Origin of the sequence: Larkinella arboricola (genome assembly GCF_003259745.1) — a bacterium.
Taxonomy (GTDB): domain Bacteria; phylum Bacteroidota; class Bacteroidia; order Cytophagales; family Spirosomataceae; genus Larkinella; species Larkinella arboricola.
This window is the reverse complement of record NZ_QLMC01000003.1, coordinates 889,172-912,423: the sequence shown is the minus strand read 5'-3', so window position 1 is coordinate 912,423 and position 23,252 is coordinate 889,172. Positions and strand designations below refer to the sequence as shown.

Annotated in this window: 18 protein-coding genes; 10 read left to right on the top strand and 8 right to left on the bottom strand. The window is 53.0% G+C overall.

The window, feature by feature from the left end; translation table 11 throughout:
- Positions 1-31 precede the first annotated feature (31 nt).
- From rnr to LX87_RS15245, 3 genes are all read left to right on the top strand, one after another.
- Positions 32-2,392 (top strand): ribonuclease R, encoded by a 2,361-nt coding sequence (gene rnr / locus LX87_RS15255; protein ID WP_111629080.1) that lies wholly within the window; start codon positions 32-34, stop codon positions 2,390-2,392.
- Positions 2,393-2,486: 94 nt separating this feature from the next.
- Positions 2,487-2,921, top strand: a complete 435-nt coding sequence (locus LX87_RS15250) for a nucleoside deaminase (protein ID WP_111629224.1) — start codon at positions 2,487-2,489, stop codon at positions 2,919-2,921.
- A gap of 32 nt (positions 2,922-2,953) precedes the next feature.
- On the top strand, positions 2,954-3,526 hold the full coding sequence (locus LX87_RS15245; RefSeq protein ID WP_111629079.1) for an NADPH-dependent FMN reductase: 573 nt from the start codon (positions 2,954-2,956) through the stop codon (positions 3,524-3,526).
- Positions 3,527-3,589: 63 nt separating this feature from the next.
- Here LX87_RS15245 and LX87_RS15240 read toward each other — a convergent pair whose 3' ends face one another.
- The 5 genes from LX87_RS15240 to LX87_RS15215 all read right to left on the bottom strand — a co-directional run bounded on the left by LX87_RS15240 (position 3,590) and on the right by LX87_RS15215 (position 13,200).
- The gene (locus LX87_RS15240; protein ID WP_111629078.1) at positions 3,590-5,245 is read right to left on the bottom strand and encodes a CehA/McbA family metallohydrolase; all 1,656 of its coding nucleotides are present in this window, start codon (positions 5,243-5,245) and stop codon (positions 3,590-3,592) included.
- Positions 5,246-6,123: 878 nt separating this feature from the next.
- On the bottom strand, positions 6,124-8,532 hold the full coding sequence (locus LX87_RS15230) for a hypothetical protein (RefSeq protein WP_111629076.1): 2,409 nt from the start codon (positions 8,530-8,532) through the stop codon (positions 6,124-6,126).
- 28 nt (positions 8,533-8,560) lie between these two features.
- Positions 8,561-9,697 (bottom strand): DUF4249 domain-containing protein, encoded by a 1,137-nt coding sequence (locus LX87_RS15225; protein WP_146624487.1) that lies wholly within the window; start codon positions 9,695-9,697, stop codon positions 8,561-8,563.
- Between the two features lie 6 nt (positions 9,698-9,703).
- Complete coding sequence (locus LX87_RS15220) at positions 9,704-12,466, bottom strand: TonB-dependent receptor (protein ID WP_111629074.1); 2,763 nt, start codon at positions 12,464-12,466, stop codon at positions 9,704-9,706.
- Between the two features lie 2 nt (positions 12,467-12,468).
- Positions 12,469-13,200, bottom strand: coding sequence for a hypothetical protein (locus LX87_RS15215; RefSeq protein ID WP_111629073.1), 732 nt, complete (start codon positions 13,198-13,200; stop codon positions 12,469-12,471).
- Between the two features lie 132 nt (positions 13,201-13,332).
- On the opposite strand from LX87_RS15215, the gene LX87_RS15210 reads away from it, so the two are divergent.
- The 6 genes from LX87_RS15210 to LX87_RS15185 all read left to right on the top strand — a co-directional run bounded on the left by LX87_RS15210 (position 13,333) and on the right by LX87_RS15185 (position 18,809).
- A complete protein-coding gene (locus LX87_RS15210) occupies positions 13,333-14,271 on the top strand; it encodes a hypothetical protein (protein ID WP_111629072.1) in 939 nt (312 codons plus the stop codon).
- Positions 14,272-14,314: 43 nt separating this feature from the next.
- The gene (gene miaA, locus LX87_RS15205; protein WP_111629071.1) at positions 14,315-15,235 is read left to right on the top strand and encodes a tRNA (adenosine(37)-N6)-dimethylallyltransferase MiaA; all 921 of its coding nucleotides are present in this window, start codon (positions 14,315-14,317) and stop codon (positions 15,233-15,235) included.
- Positions 15,236-15,305: 70 nt separating this feature from the next.
- A complete protein-coding gene (locus LX87_RS15200) occupies positions 15,306-16,289 on the top strand; it encodes a polyprenyl synthetase family protein (RefSeq protein ID WP_111629070.1) in 984 nt (327 codons plus the stop codon).
- A gap of 55 nt (positions 16,290-16,344) precedes the next feature.
- Entirely contained in the window at positions 16,345-16,965 is a 621-nt protein-coding gene (locus tag LX87_RS15195) for a rhomboid family intramembrane serine protease (protein WP_111629069.1), read from the top strand.
- Positions 16,966-17,037: 72 nt separating this feature from the next.
- Complete coding sequence (locus LX87_RS15190) at positions 17,038-17,934, top strand: LytR/AlgR family response regulator transcription factor (RefSeq protein WP_111629068.1); 897 nt, start codon at positions 17,038-17,040, stop codon at positions 17,932-17,934.
- A gap of 152 nt (positions 17,935-18,086) precedes the next feature.
- Positions 18,087-18,809, top strand: a complete 723-nt coding sequence (locus LX87_RS15185) for a DUF2306 domain-containing protein (RefSeq protein ID WP_111629067.1) — start codon at positions 18,087-18,089, stop codon at positions 18,807-18,809.
- Between the two features lie 31 nt (positions 18,810-18,840).
- Here the strand turns inward: LX87_RS15185 and LX87_RS15180 are convergent, their stop codons facing one another.
- The 3 genes from LX87_RS15180 to LX87_RS15170 all read right to left on the bottom strand — a co-directional run bounded on the left by LX87_RS15180 (position 18,841) and on the right by LX87_RS15170 (position 21,957).
- Positions 18,841-19,443: a tetratricopeptide repeat protein gene (locus LX87_RS15180; RefSeq protein WP_229310672.1), complete on the bottom strand. Its 603-nt coding sequence runs from the start codon at positions 19,441-19,443 to the stop codon at positions 18,841-18,843.
- Between the two features lie 242 nt (positions 19,444-19,685).
- The gene (locus LX87_RS15175) at positions 19,686-21,041 is read right to left on the bottom strand and encodes a DEAD/DEAH box helicase (protein ID WP_111629065.1); all 1,356 of its coding nucleotides are present in this window, start codon (positions 21,039-21,041) and stop codon (positions 19,686-19,688) included.
- A 37-nt stretch (positions 21,042-21,078) separates the two neighbouring features.
- Positions 21,079-21,957 carry a fructosamine kinase family protein gene (locus tag LX87_RS15170; protein ID WP_111629064.1) on the bottom strand — a complete coding sequence of 293 codons (879 nt, stop codon included), beginning with the start codon at positions 21,955-21,957 and terminating at the stop codon, positions 21,079-21,081.
- Between the two features lie 81 nt (positions 21,958-22,038).
- Here LX87_RS15170 and LX87_RS15165 point away from each other — a divergent pair, with 81 nt between their 5' ends.
- Positions 22,039-23,238, top strand: a complete 1,200-nt coding sequence (locus LX87_RS15165; protein ID WP_111629063.1) for an anhydro-N-acetylmuramic acid kinase — start codon at positions 22,039-22,041, stop codon at positions 23,236-23,238.
- Positions 23,239-23,252: the final 14 nt, after the last annotated feature.

The following is a 23,252-nucleotide window of genomic DNA, read 5'->3' as shown; positions in this document are numbered from 1 at the left end:
AGGCTCTGAGTAACACCCTTTTCCAAAAAACATGAGAAATAATAGAAATAAACCACGAGAAAACCGCCGAAGCGCGCAGAACCGTTCGGTTCCGTCGGCTAATTCATTTCTGGATGAAATGAAAAATGACATTGCGGCTTTTTTTGAGATAAATAGTGGAGCATCCTTTTCGCAGGCCGATGTACTGGATAACTTCGATGTGCACGACCGGAAAATGAAGCTCCTGACCAATGGTTTGATTGGCGAACTGACCGATGACGGAGTATTAACCCGCCACGCCGACGGAACGTACCAGTTTAACGAAAGCGACCAGACCAGTGAGGGCGTTGTCGATCACGTCAACCCCCGGTTTGCCTTTGTCAGCACCGGTTCGGGCGACCGTGACGACGATATTTACGTCAGTACCGAAGACCTGAACGGCGCCGTCGATGGTGATACCGTCAAAGTGAAGCGATTGAGTGGCTCCTCCTCCGGAAGCCGTTCGCAGGGCCGTAGCCGCCGGATTGAAGGCCGGGTGACAGAAATTGTGGAACGGGGCCGTGCGGAGCTGGTTGGCCGGATTGAAACCTGGCCGAATTACGGACAGGTGATTCCTGACAGCAAAAAGCTTTACGAGGAAATTTACATCCCGAAAGATAAACTGGGGGAAGCCAAAGACGGCGATAAAGTCATTGTCCGGATGACGCGCTTTCCCGATGGTCGGCACCGGCCCGAGGGCGAAGTAATTTCTGTTCTGGGAAAAGCCGGTGAACACAATACCGAAATGCACGCCATCCTGGCCGAATTTGGATTGCCGATTCATTTCCCGGATGCCGTTGAAAAGGAATCCGAAGGAATTTCGGAGCAGATTCCGGAAGAGGAAATTGCCAAACGGCGGGATATGCGCGAGGTGACGACGTTTACGATTGACCCCGAAGATGCCAAAGATTTCGACGATGCGCTGTCGGTTCAGATGCTGGACAATGGCAATTACGAAATCGGGGTGCACATCGCCGACGTAACCCATTACATTCGGATGGGAACGGCCCTGGAGGACGAAGCCTACAAACGCGGCACGTCTGTTTATCTGGTGGACCGTGTGGTTCCGATGTTGCCCGAAAAACTGTCGAACAACCTGTGTTCGCTGCGCCCGAATGAGGATAAACTGACCTTTTCGGCCGTTTTTGAAATGACGCCCGACGCCAAAATCAAGAAAGAATGGTTTGGCCGTACGGTGATTCATTCCGACCGGCGGTTTGCCTACGAAGAAGCGCAGGAAGTGGTGGATAGCGGCCAGGGCGATTACCTGGAAGAACTGCGGCTGCTTAACGAACTGGCGTTTAAACTGCGCGACGAACGATTCCGGCACGGCGCAATTAATTTCGAAACCGTTGAAGTGAAATTCAAGCTCGACGAGAACGGGGTGCCGCTATCGGTCTATCCGAAAGTCCGGAAAGATGCGCACAAGCTGATTGAGGAGTTTATGTTGCTGGCCAACAAGCGGGTGGCCGAATTTGTGCACAACTTGTCGCGCGGAGAACACCCGAACGTGATGGTCTACCGGGTACACGATTCGCCGGATTTCGAGAAACTGCGGACGTTTGCCACCTTTGCCGGACGGTTTGGCTACAAGCTCAAAGTCGATAACGAGAAAGAGCTGTCCAAATCGTTCAATACGATGATGGAGGACCTGGAAGGGCAGCCGGAGCAGAATGCGCTGCAACAACTCGCCATCCGAACGATGGCCAAAGCCCGCTACAGCACCGAGGACATTGGGCACTTCGGGCTGGCGTTCCGGCGGTATTCGCATTTTACCTCCCCCATTCGTCGTTACCCGGATATGATGGCCCACCGGCTGTTGCAGCATTACCTGAACGGCGGCAAATCGGTGGATCGGGAAGAGTACGAAGCCCGCTGCAAACAGTCGTCCGACCGTGAGCGCGTGGCCGTCGAAGCCGAACGGGCGTCCATCAAATACAAGCAGGTGGAGTTCATGAGCCGGATGGACCGCGATCAGGAGTTTACCGGTGTGATTACGGGCGTAACCGACTTCGGTATGTTTGTCGAAATCGCCGAAACCAGCGCCGAGGGATTAGTCCGGATGACGGATCTCGAAGATGATTTCTACGAATTCGATAAGGATAACTACCGGCTGATCGGCAAGCGCAACAAACGGATTTTTGCCTTTGGTGATACCGTAAAGGTCCGCGTTAAAGAAGCCAACCTGGCCCGCCGGAGTCTGGATTTATGGCTGGTTGATGGTAAAAGTACACCAAATGGTTCGATGAAAACCCGCCTGACTCGCCGGGGCGCTGCCGAAGGGGAAGGCCGCTCCCGGAAACGGTCGGGCTCATCGGCGGGTAGCAAACGGGAAAAGGACGCCAAACCCGCCAAAGAACGCCGTCGGCGTTAACCCGCCTGATAAATGAGCCTTTCTAAACGGTTTTAGTCCAGCCCCGCTTCAATCGGTGGACGATCACAATACAATCTAAAATCTGCTCTACATGATAGACGAATTCATGCAGGAAGCCATTCGGCAGGCTCGTAAGAGCTTGTCGGAAGGTGGCATTCCCATTGGCTCGGCGCTGGTGAAAGACGGCCAGCTGGTGGCGTCGGGTCACAATAAACGGGTGCAGGAAGACAACCCGATTCTGCACGGTGAGATGGACTGTCTCAACAATGCCGGGCGCGTCGGTTCCTTCCGCAATACCGTTATTTATTCCACACTCATGCCGTGTTATATGTGTGCCGGAACCATCGTGCAGTTCAAAATCCCGAAAGTGATCGTCGGCGAGTCGCGGACGTTTGCCGGAGCGCGGGAGTTTATGGAACAACATGGCGTGGAAGTAATCGATCTGGACCTGCCCGAATGCGTGGACATGATGAATCAGTTCATCGCGCAGAAACCGGAGGTCTGGAATGAAGATATTGGAGAGTTCTAGGCTCTCCACCGAGTCAATTAATTGAATGCACAATGTACAACCTGAAGATTATTAATTCGACGGTCCGGCCCAGCCGGAAAGGACCGATCATTACCGAATGGATTGCAGAAGTGGCTCATCAGCACAGCGAGTTCAACGTAGAAGTGCTGGATCTGGCGCAGATCAACCTGCCGATGATGAACGAACCGGCCCACCCGCGTCTGAAGCAGTATGAGCACGAACACACCAAGCAGTGGAGCGCCAAAATTGAGGAGGCCGATGCGTTTATTTTTATTACGGCTGAATACGACCACAGCTATCCGGCCCCGCTGAAAAACGCGCTGGAATACCTGGTGCAGGAGTGGGGATATAAGGCTGCGGGCATCGTCAGCTACGGTGGGGTTTCTGCCGGAACCCGGGCCGCGACTTCGTTGAAAACCGACCTGATAGCCTTGAAAGTGGTGCCTTTATTCGAAGCCGTCAATATTCCGTTTTTCGATCAGTTTATTAACGATGAAGCTGAGTTTGTTCCCAACGAATCCACCCAGCGGGCGGCCCAACTGATGCTGACCGAGCTGGTGCGCTGGACGAAGGGAATGCTGGTGATTCGGGGGAAGGAGATATAAGACAAGAGAGAGAAGACAAAAGATAAAAGACAAAAGAGACGGTTTTGGTTGCGATACCCCGGCTCACTTCTCTTGTCTCTTGTCCTTTATCTTTTCTCTAACCTCTTTTTTCAACCCCTCGACCACCTCCCGCGTTTCCGCAATGCGGGTTTTCAAACCTTTTTTATAATGCCATAGCCGCATTTCGGGGTTGTGGCTTTCTTTTTCCAGTTCCTGCTCAATTTCCTGAAGATAGCTTTCGCTGAGTTTCAGATACCGTTCGGCGGTTTCGGGATTGTGAAAACCACCACCATCAACGGTTACGTAAACGGGCGTGGTATGGGCTGCTTGCTGGGGACCGGCAAAACACCGCGCAGCCAGCCAGACGCCCCGCGTCAGCGTATCCAGTTCCAGGTTCAAGGTCAACTGACTGGCCGACTGCCCCGCATCGGTTTTCGAAACGCTGGCCAGCACTTTCCCGTGGCCGATGAGTTCGAGCTTGTCCAGCGGCACTTGTTTGGCGTGTCCAAATGCCTGAACAGAAACCGTCAGCTTATCACCTTTTTTCAGATTCAACCGATCACCGGGTCGGGCGTTGTTGACGCGAAAATCCAGCATGGGGCCACTGGTGGCTACCGTATGCCCGGCTTTTAGCCCGGCTTTCCATGACTGATTGGTGAGCGGGCCGTCGGTATAAACGTAAAACCGGGCGTTGCCAATCCGGGCCGAACGTTCCGCCGGTCCGTGGCCGTGATCCTGCCCGCACCACGGAAAATCAGAGCCCGCTGTAGCCGTTACCGGAAAGCCCAAATCCAGCAGGTGGTAGTAATGATCGGTGCGCAGGGGCGTTTCGTCTACGCAGTACTGTAAAATTTCCAGCATATCCACTTTTCCACGCAATCCGTCGAGCGTCAGGCCCCGGTAGCCGTGGAAGGTTTCGGCATGGTGCGCATACCCCGTCAGTCCGCCCAGCTCGTGAAGTTTGTCAAATACGTTGTCGTAATAGTAATATTCGTTTGAATACCGCACCTTGTCGGCGGCCCCGTAGCCCAGCGCGTGGCCCAGTTCGGGCGTTCGGGGGTCTTCCTGACCCGATACGAGCAGGTAATTATCCCGGCGATAAACACCCTGCTCCCCAAAGGCGTATTGTGGATAATACGTCTCCCAGAAGTCGCCCATGCGCAGCAGCACTCCTACCCGAACGTCTTCGGCCTGTAGCCAGCTCATCAGCAGCGGATCTTCGCGCGGGGAGCGCCGGATGTGGATGTGTCCATCGGTCGAATACCAGCCCCGGGCGGCCATGTTGATCCAGCGGGTCAGGCGATAGGCTTTTTTCTGCGTTTTTCCGGTCTGTATAACAATTTGATGCTGCTGATCGAGAAATTCCGGCCCTTTGGAAAGCGATAGCTGATAGGTTCCGGGCGGAAGTGCCAGCCGAAACCGCCCGTTGACGTAAAATGAACTGTCTGGCTGAAACCCAAAACCGTCGGCATGGTCCCACAAGCCGTACATGACACCAATGGCCTGCTGCGGCAACTGCGGTACTACCCGGCCCGCCCGCGTGAGCCGAACCCGCACGGGCGTCGGTTGGGTGGAGCCCGCTGCTGTGACTAGAACCTCCAGTTGGCCGGACCGAATCGTTTGGGCTCCGGCCCAATTGAAGCCGGACAAAACGGCCAGAACCGTCAGGAGAAGTTGCCAGCGCCCACGACTTCGGCACAATACCGGTAAGATGCCCATTGCCTGCAATGTGGTGAAACCTTTTACGTGTCCCTAAAGCTCAATAATTTTCGGTAAATACGCTTCTTTCTCAACGGCTTTTGATCATTTACCAGTCTTTTTACGGCTTAGAGCGGCAGCGTGCCCTAGGTAATATGAAAGCCTCCTGTGATTTATAATTGATACCACATGGCTCACTACGAACCAGCAGTTACAGTACATTTTTAATATTCCCCCAGCTTTTGTGAAAATGCGGGTTCGATTGGGCGCTTAAGGTGTAATACAGCCGGAAGTTACCGGCCGGGAGATCAGGCCAAAACCGGAATTGTGTCCTGCCGGAGTTGGTAGACAATCTGACGGCTTGTTTAAGAACCGGATGGAGAGACTGATCAACGATAACCAGTTTGATAATGACATTACCCGCAAACGAGCTGTCGAAGGCAAACGTAATATTAAAAAATTTACTAAATGGATTTGGGTAAACCATGCTAGGCGTACTTGGGTCTTTTATTCCGGGTCCGGTTACTTTAAGGGGCATAACAGTACCTGAAAGGTTTACGGTATCCAGACTGGCAAACAAGTTCATTTCGGCGGCTGAAAATGTTTTGCTTTCCCATTGCTTATCAGTGGGTATGTTCATGGGTTGCCCAAGCGGAGCTGTCTCCCAAAGGTTGGTAACATCAATGGTCGGTTGCGTCTCGTTTTTTGAACAGGAAATCAGAAAAAAGATCAGCAGTAAACCTAGTAGAAAAAATGGCAACGAACGGAGGGTAAAACGCTTCATGAGTTTTAAGTTGAACACTTTTTATAGCGCACAATATTACTGAGGCTGTATGGTTGTTCGACGCCTTGAAAAGTAGTATGTTATTAAAAGGTTATTAATTGGAAGTGCGGTTTGGTTATTTAATCACGCTCGATACCTCAAACGCACCCTGCTGGCTTCCGGCCCGGCCATCGGCCGCAATACCGTTGAGGACAATCCGGAACCTCCCGGCCTGATCGGACGTGTAAAAATCCAGTTGCGCTTTGCCCTGTGCATTGGTTTTCAGCGAAGGAGTCCAGTATAGCAACGTCCGCAGATCTGGCAAACGGCTGTTGGACTGCTGGGGCGTGTCGTAGCGGGGCGCGTAAAAGTCCCGCGGAATCTGCAACCCTTCATAATCGGCCAATAGGGCTTTAGCATCGGGTCGGTAGCTCGCCAGATCACCCTTGTACGTCGTGAAGCTGATGATACCGTCGAAAACCATCGGACCAACAATGTAGTGCCGGGTCATTACCTCCAGTTTCTGTACTTTCCGGGGATCAATGGCCATCACGTTGTCCATGTCAAAAACCGGTACGCCGTCGAGCAAAACCAGCGGTTGCCCGCTCATAAACTCTTTCTGGGGCGTGTTGAGGACGCTGATCGTATAACCGTTCCGGCGTTTGCGGGCCATGACACCCGGAACATATTCGCGAAAAACCTCTTCCATCACCGGGAAACGGGTATAATCATCGAGCCGGTATTTCTCGTCGGCGCTTCCGTAAAAGGGGATGCTGTCTACCCGCGGATAGTGGTAACGAACCAGGTTTTCGCGGTAATACGCATTCTGAACCTGCATCGGGATACTGCGAGCCAGCAGCGGCTCTTTCAGCGACGCGGGGAAATCGAAAACCGGCAACCGGGAAGCGGAATACCGTTCAAAAAACGGATTTTGCAACGCAAGCCGGTACAGACTGTCGCGCGGATTCAGGTATGCCACGAGGTCTTTCGGGCCAAAGAACTCCTTCATCTCAAACTGAATCCGGCCGTTGGCATCCGAGCGGGAAGCGTACAGAAGAATGTGCTTGCCCGGAACGGATAAATAAGCATTGGTTCCCTTCACGGGGCGTCCCGTTGCTCCATCGACCACCTTCCCGCGAATGAAATGGCCGTTTACTTCCGCCACATAGTCTTCCGTCAACGGATTGGGTTGCAGCACGGTTTCCCACCCAAACCGGCGCCAGCCCTGCGTTAGCATCAGGTTGTCGGTTGCTTCGGGTACGTCGGGGCTGGTAGCGGTAAAATAATAATCCGGCGATTCGATGGTACCCCGCAGATCGGACGTCAGAAGCAGGTGGGTCATGATGTTGCCTGATTCCGTCGAAGCCAGAGAGTCAAGCTGATAAACGGCGACGGAAAGATCGGTCTGGGCAGGTTTGCCGGTTTCGTCCTGCGTAGTAATCTCAAAAACGGCTTTTTCACGGGTCGATAAGGCCCCGCTCGTGATTCGGGCGTCGATAGTTAGCCGCCGTTCCGGTCGTTTGAAATACAGCCGCTCGCATACCGGCTTCCTGCTGGCGTCGAATACCGTCAGGTGCGAAATGCCTTCGCCCAACGATTTCTTGCTGATGGTGAACGTGGCCGTATTGTCGCGCAGAGGCTGCTGGTCGGCCTGAATAGCCGCCAGCCGCGTATGAACCAGCAGAAAAACCGGCGCGGATGCTGCCGTGGCAGAATGGACCGTAACCCGAAGTTGTTCATTTCCGGCTTCTTCCACCCGCATGGTGTAGCCCTGCGCCTGAACGGGCGGGAACGGTCGCGTGAACGTACGGCCCCGGGCGTCGGTCAAAACGGCCCGGTATTGTTTGCCCTCCGCTGGCGTAAAGGTAAACCGGCCCATACCAAACCGGAACGGTCGGAAGCGAACGACGGTATCATTCCGCTGGTCAAGAATAACGCCTGGCAGGTCAACGCCTTTCCCGTCTCCGCCCACGGCTTTGAAGGCTACCGTACTGCTCAGGTTCTGCACCAGATTGCCGCCTTCCGGAAAAAACTGAACGTCGTAGGCCAGTGTATCTTTCAGGACGGGCAACTCCAGCTTCCGAAAGGAGTTGACGATGGTCACCGGTTTTTCGAAGAAGTAATCCGGGCTGAAATTTTTCATCCAGTTGGTATACCCCCGGAGCAAATAATGGCCCGACGGCAGGGTGGTGGGCAGAAACAGGGAGCCGTTGCCCGCCCCCTCAGCCAGCGCCACTTTCGTTTGCAGCACCGGGCGGCTGTCTTTGTCGAGCACTTCCAGATACGCTACTCTGCTCAGCGAAAGCGGTCGGTGAAACGTGCCGTCCACGTAATTGATCTTGAACCAGAGCAACTCGCCGGCGACGTAAAACGATCGGTCGGTATGGATAAAAAGCTTTTCCTGCAACATCCGGCTGCGGTATGCTTCGAGTTGTTGTTGAATCGGGTTTTGCGGTTCGTTTTGGGCCAGCGCGGTTATCGTCATCCCGAGCGTCAACAGCAGAAGCGGGGCGATGGCCTGCAACGGTCTTTTTATCGAATTCATAGCGGGTTGAATCGGCTAGGTTCTTTACTTACCAAAAACTCGGTTTGATATTGGTTCCCGAGGCTCGGCAGTCAACGCAGTACGATGTACTCATCCGGTAGCCGATTATCCGGCCCGACATGGATAAAACTTCATCAATCGGAACGAACCCGGCATCGGCCATTTCAAAAGCCGATGGCTTTTCGCGGGTTGCTATCAGCGGTAACGTATCTTCCGTACAGGATTCATACATCGTAGGAACCCGCCAGTTAGGTAATTCCCAGGCATGAACAAAGATTCGTTTTTCTTCCACGGAATAACCGCTTAGATACCCCACAACCGTTTCTTCGGGGTCTGTCACGCCGTGGATGTTGCCCAGCGCCTGGAACGGCTGCGGATCGAACAGCGACCCCAGACTTTCTGTATTCTTCTTCAGATTCTGCCAGAACTCGTAGGCTTCATCCGTCAGCGCATACTGCTTCACCAGCAGGCTATAGCGAACTTTCAGGCGGTTTGACGCTGAATTGGAAATGAAAACGAGCGGAAAATTACTGATGACATCCTGCGTCAATTGGGTCGATGAGCCGACAAAAATCCCGGTTGATTTGGTTGACTGCCAGCAATGATTCACATTTTCGGACCGGTACGCAAATGCTTTGTTCAGGTATTCGATGCGGGAGAAAAAGGCGGAATAAAATTCCCAGGTTTCCGCATATTCCCAACGGTAATACTTGGTCTGGTTGCTGGGGTCGTGGGTGGTCACGTAAAATTGTAAACCCTGATCCTGGGGGCGCCAGGACACGCTGTCGATTTTGGGCGTTTGCTTGATGATGACGTAATCCGACTGGTAATCGCGCCCGGCGGCAGTCCGGATGCGCAGACGGTATTTCTGGCCGAATTGCAAGCCGCCGTCAGCCAGTGTATAGGTTCCATTTTCCTGCTCGGTAAAAGGCTGGCTGCTGCCGTTTTCGCCTTCTACCAGAACGGTTGCGCGGGTTTCTACCGGTGGTTTGCTTATTTCTTTCAGGTTCTGCGTCCGCGATAACCGGATTGTGCTCGCACCGGCCCCGTTCAGAAAACCGTCGACCACCAGAAACGTATTGGGGGCCGTCACCGCCGGAGGGTTATAGGGATCGACGCAGCTTCCGATCAGAAAAGAAATCAGGATGGATAAGTATTTCCTCATGCGCACTTAAAACTTAAAGTTGTAGGTGATGGTCGGGATGGGTTGCCCGAAAATGGACAGCTTATAACCCCGGACAAAGCCGCCCGTCGAGTTAAAATAGACCGAATAGGCGTTCCGACGGCCTGTCAGGTTGTACACCGCCACCGTCCACGAGCTGTGCGCCAGTTTCTTGACCTTGTGGTTGCCTTCGATGTTGAGCGACAGGTCGGCGCGGTAATAGTCCGGAATCCGGTATTGGTTGCGTTCGGAATAGAAAACCCGCTGCGAACCACCCAGCTCGTACTTCGCCAGGGGCAGCGTAATGGGGCGGCCCGTGCTGTAGGTAAAGTTGAGCGAAACGCTGAACCGGCGGTTGATGCGGTAATTGCCGACCCAGGTGGCATCGTGGGGCTTGTCGAAATTGCTGGGGTAATACTCGCCCTTGTTGATGCGTTCCTGCGGAATGCTCCGGTCAACGCGCAGAAACGTGCGGGAATACGTATAACTCAGCCAGCCGTTAAACCGTCCGGTGAGCTTTTTGATCAGAAATTCAACCCCGTAGGCCAGCCCTTCCGCCCGGACAACCTCCGTTTCGGGGTGATGGTTCATGAGCAGTGTGGCTCCGCTCCGGAAGTCCAGCACGTTTTGCATGGTTTTGTAGTACCCCTCAACCGAGGTTTCGATGGTGTTGTTTTTCAGGTTCTTGTAAAGGCCCAGCGAGAATTGGTCGCCCACCTGCGGCAGAATATTCGGATCGCTCAGTTTCCAGATGTCGGTAGGCGAAATGGCCGTGGTGTTCGACAGCATGTGCAGGTACTGCCGCATCCGGTTGAAGCTGACTTTGATCGACGCGTCGGGCGTGAAGGCATAACGCGCCGAAATCCGGTATTCGGGTCCGTGGTAGGTTTTGATGTTTTTCCCGGCTCCGTACGAAAGCGTATCCTGAATGCCAGTAGCCGTTTTGGGCGAACCGTTGGGGTACACATACACGTCTTTGGGGCCGAGGTAATTAAACAATGAATACCGCAATCCGAAGTGAATCGACAGGCGGGGCGAAATATCAAACCGGTCGCCGACGTAGATGGCACTTTCGAGCGCCTGTTCCGTGGGCACCACATCCGGCTTCACCAGCGACTCCCCGCCCAGGGGCTGAAAACTGCCCGGGCGGAGTTTGTAGTAGTTTGAACTGATGCCGAAGTCCATCGTATGCCGGGTGGTCGGATAGTAGTTGAAATCCGTTTTAAACGTCGACTGGTCCACCTGGAAGCCCAGTTGGTAGCTGTTGGTCGGGTTCTGCTCGCTGGCTACCGAATACTTGTAGCGGCTGGTTGTGGCCGTAAAAACGCTGTAGAGTTTGGTGTTGAAAATGTGCTTCCACTTCACCGACGCATTCTGGTTGTTGTAGCGGTACAACGTGTCGCTGTTGAGTCGGAATTCGTCCTGGCTATAATAACCGGTGATATAAAGCGTATTTTTCTCGTTGAATTCGTGGGTAATGTGCGCGTTCAGGTCGTGGAAGGCCGCGCGACTATTGCGGAAGGACTGGTTTTTCAGGCTGTTGAGCAGCCAGTCGGAATACGTCGAGCGGGCACCAATCAGAAACGACGATTTTTCCTTGATAATGGGCCCTTCCAGCGTCAGCCGCCCCGTCAGAACGCCGATGCCGCCCGAACCCGACAGCTTTTTCTTGTTGCCGTCGCGCGTGGTTACTTCCAGCACCGACGACAGCCGCCCGCCATACCGCGACGGAATGCCGCTTTTGTACAACTCCACGCTTTTAATCATGTCGGGGTTGAAGGCCGAGAAAAAGCCGAACAGGTGCGAAGGATTGTAAATGGTGGCGTCGTTGTACAGAATCAGGTTCTGGTCGGTGGAGCCGCCCCGCACGTTCAGGCCCACGTTGCTTTCGCCTACCGACTTGACGCCGGGCAGGGTGAGCACCACTTTCAGCAGATCCGCTTCGCCAAAGGCCGTCGGAACCTGCCGGAGCGTTCGAATGTCCAGCCGTTCGAGGCCCATTTGCAGGCCCGACACGTTTACGTCCTTTTCGGCTTCAATCACCACTTCCTTCAGCGCGATCACGTCGTCCTCCATCTCGATTTCCAGTTTTCCGTCGGAATAAAGCATGATTTGGCGCTTCGTATCCTTCATGCCGATGCTGCGCAGCAGGAGTTCGTGCCGCCCGCGCGGCAGCGTAATCGAGTAGTAGCCGAACTGATCGGTAATGACGCCAATCCGGGGTTTGTCGATGTAAACAGCCGCCCCGATCACGGGTTCGCCGGAAGCGGCATTCCGAATGTGGCCCGCCAGGTTGGCGTTGCCGGGGCGGAGGGGGCGCCGACCAATGTTGAACAGGCTGGTTTCGAGCGTCAGCCGCCGTTTTTCTTTTTCCGCCAGATAGTCTACCACGCCGGTATCGCCTTCGGTAGACGTTCCGCGTTCAAAAAAGCCGATGGGCAGTTCGGTTCGGATAGCGCGTTCGGGTGTGATGAAAACCCGTTTCTGGGCGTCGATGGCATAAAACAGACTGGTTCCTTTGAGGACCTGTTTTAATACCGTCTCTAACGGCTTCGCGCTGTTGTCCGGGTAACTAACCCGCACGCTGTCCACGTTTTTGAGATCGTAATAAAACCGGTAAGGGGTCTGGTTTTCTACTTCCTGCACAAATTGCACGAACGATCCTGAAAACGGCCCGCGAACGGGTTTGTCGCCGGTCTGTTGCCCCAAAGCAACGGCGAATGAAAGCGTAAAACAGGTTATCAGAAAAATGGTGCGGTAGAGTTTCGTCATAACTAGCGGGAAGATGCGTCGTACTGTTGCGTTAGTTTTACGATGGCGGTTTCGCGGTTTTTCGAAAATTTGATGCGATTCTCGCGGAGGTATTTGCGGAGTGATCTCTTCTGATCGGCCAGCACGTTGAAGACCGACCGCTTGCTTTTGACGGGGTAATAAACACCGTTTTTGCCGATGTAATAATTGTTTTGGCTCAGGTATTCTTCCTTCGCCGTATTCTGAACAAAATTGGTCTGGATGGTTTTGGTCCGTCTGGCCAGCACTTTCAGACGGCCGTTGTAGAGCTGGTCGTAAAAACCCGTCCGAAGTCCGTTGTTTACGGCCGTATCGCGCACGATTCGAACGACGGTATGGTTGGGAATGGAAAACCGGCTTACTTTAATGCTTTGCAACTGAACACGGTATACGCTGTCGAGGTGCGGCACTACAACCACATCATTCACCAGGTCATGGAGAATGCGAATGCTGTCATACACAACCCCATCGTAGGTAATTGACCCAACCTGCCAGAGCGAATCCAGATACGGGTGACCTTTGATGCGCGGGGAGTGGCCAACATACTCGGCTCCGTTGTAAATCCGGGCCTGATCCATTGTGGAGCCGACATACCGGTTGTGGGCGTAGCGAACGGCCTGTTCCCGGAACAGACTATCCCGTGAAGCATGTTGTCCGAAAACGGTGGATGCCGGCAACAGAAGGAACAGAATAATCCGCAGCGTTTTATACTTCATCGGCAAGGGAACCAGTCTGGGCGTTTAGGGATTTCTAAAAATAGGCAAAGCCTGGCAATTTAGGGTATTTTCTGATTTTTCGTTTATTTTCTGGTCGCTTCTGCCTTATAGACAATTTTTTACGCCAATCCGTTGGAAACCACCCACTCAATATTTCCGGATGATGTTCAGAATCTCATTTCCGCTCAGGTTCCGCTACAGCCGTTCGCTACAATCCTGGAGACGCCGTTTCGGCTATTTCGTGTTGCAGATACGTCCGTTATTCTTCACTGCATCGACCTGAAGACGTACGCCCACGGGCATCAGCAAGCGGATTCGCGGTATTTTTTTCAGCAACTTTCCGAACGGTTTTCTGCGGACAACTGGCGGCTGATCCATCTCTGGGAGGATGTCTGGCGGCAGAAAACGGCGATTGTTGTATCCCGGCTTCGGGCGCTGGCGGGCTACTCCGAGCGAATTCCGGCCCGGCTGACGCAGGTTCGGCGCATTGACCGGCCAACCACCGACCGGTTTCTGGAGTCCAATCACTTGCAGGTAGTAACCAACGTCAAATATAAATACGGCTTATTCCTGCCCGCGCGATATTTTCGGGTCTTGTCGGCGGAGTTTCGGGCGCAACTGGGCGATGGGGCCGAGCTGCTGGTGGCCGTTGCTACCTTCAGCCATCCGCGTCAGATCATCCGCGACGGTATTCCGCACCGCTCGGTGGAACTGGTACGGTTTGCCAATTTGCGCGATTGCACGGTGGTGGGCGGGCTGGATAAACTGCTGAAAGCGTTCGTGACCGACTTTCGGCCCGACGACATCATGACGTACGCCGACCGCGACTGGTCGGATGGCCGGAGCTACGAAAAACTGGAGTTTCAACGGCTGGAGCTGACGGAGCCGAAATCGTTCTGGCTTCGTCCGGGCGAGTGGGTTCGCCATTATCCGAACCGGCTGCCCGACGGTTTGACAGAAAATGACATGACAGCGAAGGGCTACATTCCGGTTTATAACGCGGGGAGCCGTAAGTTTGTGAAGATTTATCGAAACACGGACAAAGCCGATCCGCCCGACACCCACGAATAAAGGGCTAGGCGAATCCGTTCTATCCATATTTCCATGTTCGACTATGCAGAAAATCAGTGTCATTCTCGGCCCGACGGCCAGCGGCAAAACGTGGCTGGCGGTACAGGTGGCCCAGCGGCTGAACGGGGAGGTTGTCAGCGTGGATTCCCGGCAGGTATACCGCGGGATGGACATTGGTACGGGGAAGGATTTAGGAGAGTATCAAATTGATAATCAGTTAATACCGTATCATCTGATTGACATCATCGATGCGGGCAGTGACTATAATCTCTACCAGTATCAGCAGGATTGCAGCCGGGTGATTTCCCAGATTCTGGAACGCGGCCGGATGCCGGTGCTTTGCGGAGGAACGGGTTTGTACCTCGAAGCCGTGCTGAAAGGCCACCGCTACACCGCCGTTCCGGTAAATGACGAACTGCGCCGGATGTTGCAAACCCAGACCGACGAGGAACTGCTTGAAGCCTTTCAAAAGTTCCCTCCGGAGTACACGGCCTGGGCCGATACGTCCACCCGCAAGCGCCGGATTCGGGCCATTGAAGTGGCAACGTACCTGACTAGCCATCCGAATCCGGACTTTTCGGGAACGGTTTCGCTGCCCGATGCCGCGGTGTTCGGGATCGACTTGCCGGTTGAAGTACGTCGGCAACGGATTTCGAACCGCTTGCGGGAACGCCTGCAAAACGGGATGGTCGAGGAGGTGGAACGCTTGCTGGAACGCGGTATTCCAGCGGAAAAACTGATTTTTTATGGTTTGGAATATAAATTCATTACGCAGTACCTGCGCGGTGAGCTGGATTATCCGACGATGGTAACCCGGCTGGAAACGGCCATCCACCAGTTTGCCAAACGTCAGATGACCTTTTTTCGGAAAATGGAACGCGACGGTATTGCCATCCGCTGGCTCGACGGCCAGCAACCCGTTGAAGTTCTTACAGGGTTTATCCTGAAGGAGTTATGTCCGTAATTTGCCACTCCTAATTCATAACTCGTCACTCATCCCTCCTAATCCCGCCAGTTTTCTTTATTTTTGAACCATGACCTCAACAACCAGCCCGCTTGTTTTTTTAGAAGCAATTCATCAGGAAATCCAGCAAACGGAATACGGCCAGCAACCCGCCGAATTATACGACCCGATTGGCTACATCATGAACCTGGGCGGCAAGCGTATGCGACCGCTGCTGACCGTCATGGCCGCTTACCTGTTCGGTGACGACTGGCGGAAGGCGCTCAAACCCGCCGTGGCCGTTGAAGTGTTCCACAATTTTACGCTCATGCACGACGATATTATGGATCAGGCTCCGCTGCGCCGGGGCCAGCCGACGGTGCATGAAAAATGGAACCACAACATTGCGATTCTGTCGGGCGATGTCATGCTGGTAAATGCGTATCAACTGCTGCTGGATGTCGAAACGCCGTATCTGAAAAAAGTCCTGAATCACTTCAGCCGGACGGCCGCCGAGGTCTGTGAAGGTCAGCAACTCGATATGAATTTTGAAACCCGCTGGGACGTTTCGGAAGACGAGTATATGGAGATGATCAAGCTGAAAACATCGGTTCTGCTGGGTTTTGCGCTTGAATTGGGGGCAATTATTGCCGGTGCCGACGACGAAGCCAGTACGCTGCTGCGCGAAGGCGGAATAAATATCGGCCTGGGTTTTCAGTTGAAAGACGATCTGCTGGATGTTTACGGTGATCCGGTTAAATTCGGAAAGCAGGTTGGGGGCGATATCATTGCCAACAAAAAAACGTTCCTGCTGATCAAAGCCCTGCAACTGGCTCAAGGTGAGTTAAAAACCGAACTGACCGGCTGGCTGCGGGCGACGGAGTTTGACAAACAGGAGAAAGTCCGGGCCGTAACGGCGATCTACGACCAATTGGGTATCCGCCAACTGACCGAAGAACGAATTAACAGTTACTTTACGCAGGGATTTACTAATTTCGGGCAGGTATCGGTTAATCCGGACCGCAAAGCGGTGCTGACGGATTTTACGGAACAGCTCATTGGTCGGGAAAGTTAAGGCTTTCTGTAAAAGGCTATTTTTCAATTCCCACCTACTCTCATTCAAACTATCTATGACTATTACGCTTGCCATTATCGTCATTACTGCGCTTGTTACCATTTATGGCTGGCAAAATGAAACCTTTCTGGACAGCCTGGTGCTGAATCCGCAAAAAGTAATCCGGAAGGGGCAATGGTACCGGTTGCTGACCTCCGGCTTTGTGCATGCCGATCTGGGGCACCTGATTTTTAACATGTTCACGCTCTATTTTTTCGGAACGTTAATCGAACAGGTTTTCGGGGTTCTGTTTGGCCCAAGCGGGGCGATTTATCTGCTGGTGTTCTATCTGGTTTCGATCATTGTCTCGGACGTCCCAACGTTGATTCGGCATCGCAGCCGCTCGAATTATAATTCCCTGGGAGCGTCGGGGGGCGTGTCGGCACTGCTGTTTGGAGCCATTATGTTTTTCCCAACCGAAAAAATCCTGATCATGGGCATCATTCCCATCCCCGGTTTTATTTTCGGAGCCCTTTACATGGGTTACTCGTTCTACGAATCCCGGCGCGGACGGGGTAACATCAACCACGATGCCCACTTATTCGGTGCTATTTTCGGTGTGCTGGTCGTTGTGCTGCTCTACCCACCCGTCTTTCCGAGCTTTGTGCAGCAGATTTCAGGCTGGAAATTGTTTTAAGGGTAGCATAAAGAGAAGAGGCAGGAGACAGAACGCATTTACTCTCTTGTCTTATATCCTTTATCTGATTCTATGTGGCAACTCCTCCATCAGCCTTATCCGTGCGAAGACCCGGCGCGTCGGCGGTGGGCTAAGGCGTTCTGGATTGGCCTTTTTGTGGGTGTATTTCTGCTGATTTTTCAACCATTTGGCTTAAATAACTGGCAGACACCTTACAAAATCGTCAAAATACTGGGTTTTGGAGGTATTACCTTTCTGATAACGGCTTTCATCTACCTGGTGATACCGGGCCTGCTGCCGAAACACTTCAATAACGAGAATTGGACGGTAGGGCGGGAGATTTTCTGGATTACCACCCTCATCACCCTGATCGGGCTGGCCAACTACTTCTACCTTCAGTGGCTGACTGGCAGTGCCATTCACGGTCCGGATTTAGCCGGAACCCTCATCGTAACGTTCCTGATCGGTATTTTTCCGTCGGCGGCTTCGGTAGTGGTTAATTACATTGTTCAGCTTCGAAAATACCGTGAATCGGCCCGCGAGATTCCGGTTCGTGACCATCCGGAACCGAGCATTTCCGCAGCGGTTGAACAACGGCATTTGATTACAATAACCGCCGAAAATGAAAAAGACCGTCTTTCGCTGCCAGCCACCGACCTGTTGTACATCGAATCCAGCGATAATTACTCCACCGTGGTGTATCTGAAAGATGGGCAGCCGGTAAAAGTCCTGCTTCGCAGCAGCCTTAGCCGGCTGGAGAGCCAGCTTAATCTGGATAGAGACCCGACCACAGGCCGTAACCCAATGGTCCGGTGTCATCGGTCGTATATTGTTAATCTGGAGCGGGTGGAGAAGGTAACGGGCAACGCGCAGGGGTACAAACTCCACGTATACGACGGAATGTTTCAGATTCCGGTAGCCCGCAAATACAATGAGACACTGGTAGCCCAGTTGAAAACGTTACAGTAACTCTTTGCCAAACATCCCAACCGCTTTGTCAACGGTCCCACGGTTTGCCAAACGTCCCAAACCGCTGTTACACATCCCTTTAATTTGACGGCTTTTCGGTCACCGCGTAGGTTTGCCTTAACGAATTGATCATAACCAAACGCTTTTCCGTCATGACTCTGCTGTTAAAAACCATGCTGATCGTCCACATTGCCGCCGGCTTTCTGGCTTTACTGGCTGGGCTTGTTCCGATGATCGCGAAAAAAGGAACCCGACTGCATAAATTAACCGGCCTTCTATTCTACTGGTGCATGGCCCTGGTCTGCCTGACGGCTGTTTACCTGGTTTTCTTCAAACCGAGCACCGTGTTTCTGCTGTTCATTGCCATCCTGAGCTTTTATTTCTGCTTCACGGGCCGGCGGATTCTACGGCTGAAAAAAACGCAGAACCGGTTTACGGTAACCGATCGGATTGCGGCTTATCTGGCATTGGGAGCGTCGGTGGCGATGGCCGGTCTGGGTGTGCAGGCCGTGATTGGCTGGCTTACTACGGGGAACCTATCCATTTTCGGGCTATTGTATTTTTTCTTCGCCGGTATTTTGTTCAGCAACGCCCGTTACGATGTCCGGCTCATTCGGCATCCGGAAAAAGCCAGAGATGGCAAAATGGAGTGGTTTTACGGGCATATCTCCCGAATGGCGGGGTCATACATTGCAACGGCAACGGCTTTTGCCACGGTAAACACCCGGTTCCTGCCCAACCATCATTATCTGATTGATATAGCCGCCTGGACCCTGCCCGGCATCATCGGGGGCATGCTGATTGGCCGCACCATCCGGTATTATAAGGAGAAAGCTGGTGGAAAGGCCGAAACCCCGAAAACGGTCATGGCCTGAACAGGTCCGCGGATGAAAGTCCGCGGACCTGTCATTTGAAAAAGCCTTTGGGATCGGGCATTTTTTCGCGGAGTTCCTGAATAAAAACCAGGTCTACCGCCGACAAATCCAGCGAACGGGCTTTGTGCAGGTTTTCCCACGATGCGGTATAATCACCCTTGGCGAAGTTGGCCCACGACAACCGCATAAAGGTGTTGGCGTTTGTCAAATCGTATTTGAGTGCCTTGTTCAACACCTCGATGGCGTCTTCGAGCAGTTCGTTGTCTTTGGTTTCTTTGTAATGCTTCAGCTCCACCGTTGCCAGATCGGTCATCAGAACGGCGTTCGTATCGGCCACTTCCAGTCCTTTTTTCAACAGCCGGATCGACTCGGCGGTTTTGTTCTGCTGGTAACAGATCACGCCCAGCCCCCAGTACGGGTCGGCATTTTTAGTATTCAGGAGCCAGGCCAGATTGAAGCGGTAAGCAGCCGTATCGAGCTGGCCTTCGGTCAGATACTCCCAGGCACGGCTTGAAAAGAACTGGCTGGCTTCTGCCCGATTGGTAAAGTTCTGGTCGCATTCGCTCAAAAAGCGAACTTCCCAGGCGATATGTTCAGTTGTTTTTCCTTGTTCTCCAAACAAAGGCGCCGTCATTGGGTTAACACTAGCAGAGTTGACTTCCTTGGAAAGTTCCACCACCGTATCACTCTTGTCCGCTTCAACTTTTCGGGCCGAGCTAACCAATTGTCCGGGCTGAGCGAAAACGCCCAGCGGGAGGCAAAGCAGAAGACCGAAAAACTGTATTGCTTTTGTCCGATTATTCATGTGACGTTTCAACGTACTAACCCCTATAGAACGCTGGTGCATTCAATTTAGTACAAAAAACCAAAAAACGGTTACGTTCTCCGACGACGACCCGGCCCGGATTTGGGTTTGCTGCTACGGGCTGCCGGGCTTTTGGTGGGGCGCCCACCCCCGGGGCCACTTCGTCCTCTGGTGGGAATATTTTTTTTCTCGTGAAAGGCACCTTTAAACGTGGGGTCTTCTTTCTTCCGCTGATTATCAATTTCCCGCAAGTAACCCTGCTGCTCATCGAACGGTGTTTCCGCAATCGGAACCTCGGCTGGAATGGTTTCGCGCGGAATCTCCATCCGAATAATCTTCTCAATTTTCTGGATGTGATATTCTTCCGCAATTGTCATGAACGTGATGGCTTCTCCGCTGCGGTTGGCGCGGCCCGTGCGGCCAATGCGGTGGACATAATCCTCATAAATAAGCGGAACGTCGAAGTTAATGACGTGACTGACCTCGTTTACGTCAATTCCCCGTGCGGTAACGTCGGTTGTAACCAGCACACGGATATTGCCTTCCTTGAAGGCTTCCATCGCGTTAATGCGGGTGTTCTGGCCTTTGTTTGCGTGTAAAACGCGAATACGGTTGTCGGCAACCACCTTGCGGGCCAGAAATTTATAAATGTTGTCGGCGTTTTCTTTAGACCGTGTAAACACAATGAGCCGGTTGACGGCTTCGTCGCTCAGCAGATGCGCCAGCAGGTTGATCTTGGTGCGGAAGTTAGGAACGGCGTAGAGTTTTTGCGCCACCATATCAGCGGTCGATGCCTGGGGCGTTACCTCAATCCGCATCGGAAACTCCAGAAACTCGTACGACAGTTCTTCTACCTTTGGCGGAAATGTAGCCGAAAACAGCATATTCTGCCGTTTGACCGGAATCACCTCCAGAATTTTCCGGATTTGCGGCATAAAGCCCATGTCCATCATTTTGTCGGCTTCGTCCATCACCATCGTGTTCAGGTGCTTCACGACGATTTCACCCCGGTGGTATATGTCAGAAAACCGTCCGGGTGTTGCCACCAGAATATCTACACCCTGCTGAACGGCTTCAATCTGCGCTTTGGGGCCAATACCGCCGTAAAGGGCCAGGTGCCGGATGTCGGTGTATTTACCCAGTTCCGTAATGGCTTTATCGATTTGCATGACCAGTTCGCGCGTTGGGGCCAGAATCAGCACCCGCGGATGTTGTCCCTGGGCATACTTGGTTTTCATGAGCAGCGGCAGGAGGTAAGCCGCCGTTTTGCCCGTACCGGTCTGCGCAATTCCCAGCACGTCATGTCCCGCCATCGCCAGTGGAATGGCCTGCTGCTGGATGGGTGTAGGCTGCTCATACCCAGCTTCTTCAATGGCATTCAGAAGTTGCCGGTTGAGCTTGAAGTCTTCAAATGATTTAATTTCCATGCTGTATCGTATCGTCTTGAACCCGTGTAATCCGGATTCAGAACCGGTTTAACACCCGCTCAATACCACTAAGATAACCTGTTCCAAACAAATTAAGATGAACCAGCAACGGATACAGATTGTAAATCGGAATGCGCTCCTGAAAGCCGTCTTCCAGCGGAAACGCTTCGTTGTAGGCATCATAAAACCGTTCGTCGAAACCGCCAAAAAGCCGTGTAAAAGCCAGTTCGGCTTCGCGCAAACCGTAATAAACCGCCGGATCGATCAGGGCTACGTCGCCGTTTTCGTTCACCATTACATTGCCGGACCACAAATCGCCGTGCAGCAGAGCCGGTCGTTCCGACGGTAACAAATCCGGCAGACGATGATATAATTTTTGAAACTTATCGTATAATTCTTTCGAAAGAAGTCCCTTATAAAGCGCCATTCCGGCCAGAGGCTGGAGACGCTGCTCGATGTAAAAAGCAATGCCGTTGTCTGTTAATTGGTTGTGCTGCGGCAGTGATCCGATGTAATTATCAAAGTTGAGTCCGAATTTTGATTGGGTGTGTGAATGTAACAACGCCAGCGACTGGCCGAATGATTCCCAGTAGTCGGTTTTTGGTACAACCGGGTCGATGTATTCCAGAACCAGATAGGCCTTGTCGCGGTATTTACCATACCCGATTACTTCCGGAATGTAGGTTGAGTCGGTCGCACGCAGCAGGTCCAGCCCCCGGGCTTCGCAGGCAAACATATCCGTACGGTCTTCCGGATTCCATTTGACGAAATACAGGCCCTCCGACGAAAAGACCTGCGCGGCCGTATTGATATTGCCACCCGCCAGAAACCGAGCCTCCAGCACCTCGACCGACCGGCCGAGCGTCTGAAAAAATAGCCCTTCAAAAAAATCAAACTGTTCTTCTCCCAGCCACATCGCTGTTTACGGTTTTCTGTTGTCGTGGTTGCCTGTTTCGATTACAGTTTACAGTTGGTACTTTTGCCAACTCAATCCGCTATGAACGCCCAAATACAACATCTTTATGAGCTCGCTCAACGCCCGGAACGCCGGATCATCGGACTGATGTCGGGCACCTCAATGGACGGTCTGGACGTAGCCCTGTGCCGTATTCAGGGTAGCGGGCCACAAACACATGTATCGCTAACCCATTTTGAAACCGTCGCTTACACCGACGGCCTGAAGGCGGAAATAAGGAAAGTTTTTGCCAAAAAAGAAATTGATTTTCAACATCTGTGTTTACTCAACGCCTGGCTTGGACGAATTCACGGCCAGATGATCACAGATTGCCTGAACCGCTGGAACCTGAAAACCAGCGATGTTGACCTTGTTGCCAGCCACGGACAGACGGTTTTTCACGCACCTAAAAGTCAGCATCGGCTCGATACGTTTCCGAACGCAACGCTTCAGATCGGCGATGGCGACCATGTAGCCGTCACGACGGGCATCACCACGTTGAGCGATTTCCGCCAGAAACACATTGCCAAAGGGGGCGAGGGCGCTCCGCTGGCCGTATACGGCGATTATTTTATTTTCTCGCAACCCGGCGAAAACCGGCTGATGCTCAACATGGGCGGCATTGCCAATTTTACGTATCTACCCGGCAACCTGAATGCCGAAGAAGTTTTTACGACCGATACGGGGCCGGGCAACACCCTTATCGACACCTTTACCCGTCAATTTTTTGACCAGCCTTACGATGCCGATGGGCGCATTGCCACCCGGGGTATAGTCAATCAGGAACTGCTGTTTCACTTGAAACAGGACCCGTTTTTCCGGGCACCGTTCCCGAAAACCACCGGGCCGGAGTTGTTCAGCACCGCATACGTGGAGCAGGCCCGGCAGCGCAGCCCGACAACGGAAAATTTGTTGCCCGAAGATTTGATTGCGACCCTGACCCGTTTCAGCGCCGAAACCATTGCCGAAGCCATTCAGAACGTAATCCGGCCGGGCGAAGCCTACACGGTTTACGGAAGTGGGGGCGGGGTGCACAATCCCGTGCTGATCGGCGCCATTCGGGAGTTGCTGCCTGGACTCCGCTTTGCCAATACCGATGAGCTGGGTATTTCGGGTGACGCCAAGGAAGCCGTTCTGTTTGCGGTGTTGGCAAACGAAGCCGTTGCGGGCGGCCACACCTCCTTCGGTAATCGGCAGGGGGTGCCAACCGTAACGATGGGGAAAATTTCTTTTCCAGATTAAATCCAGCGTTCTGA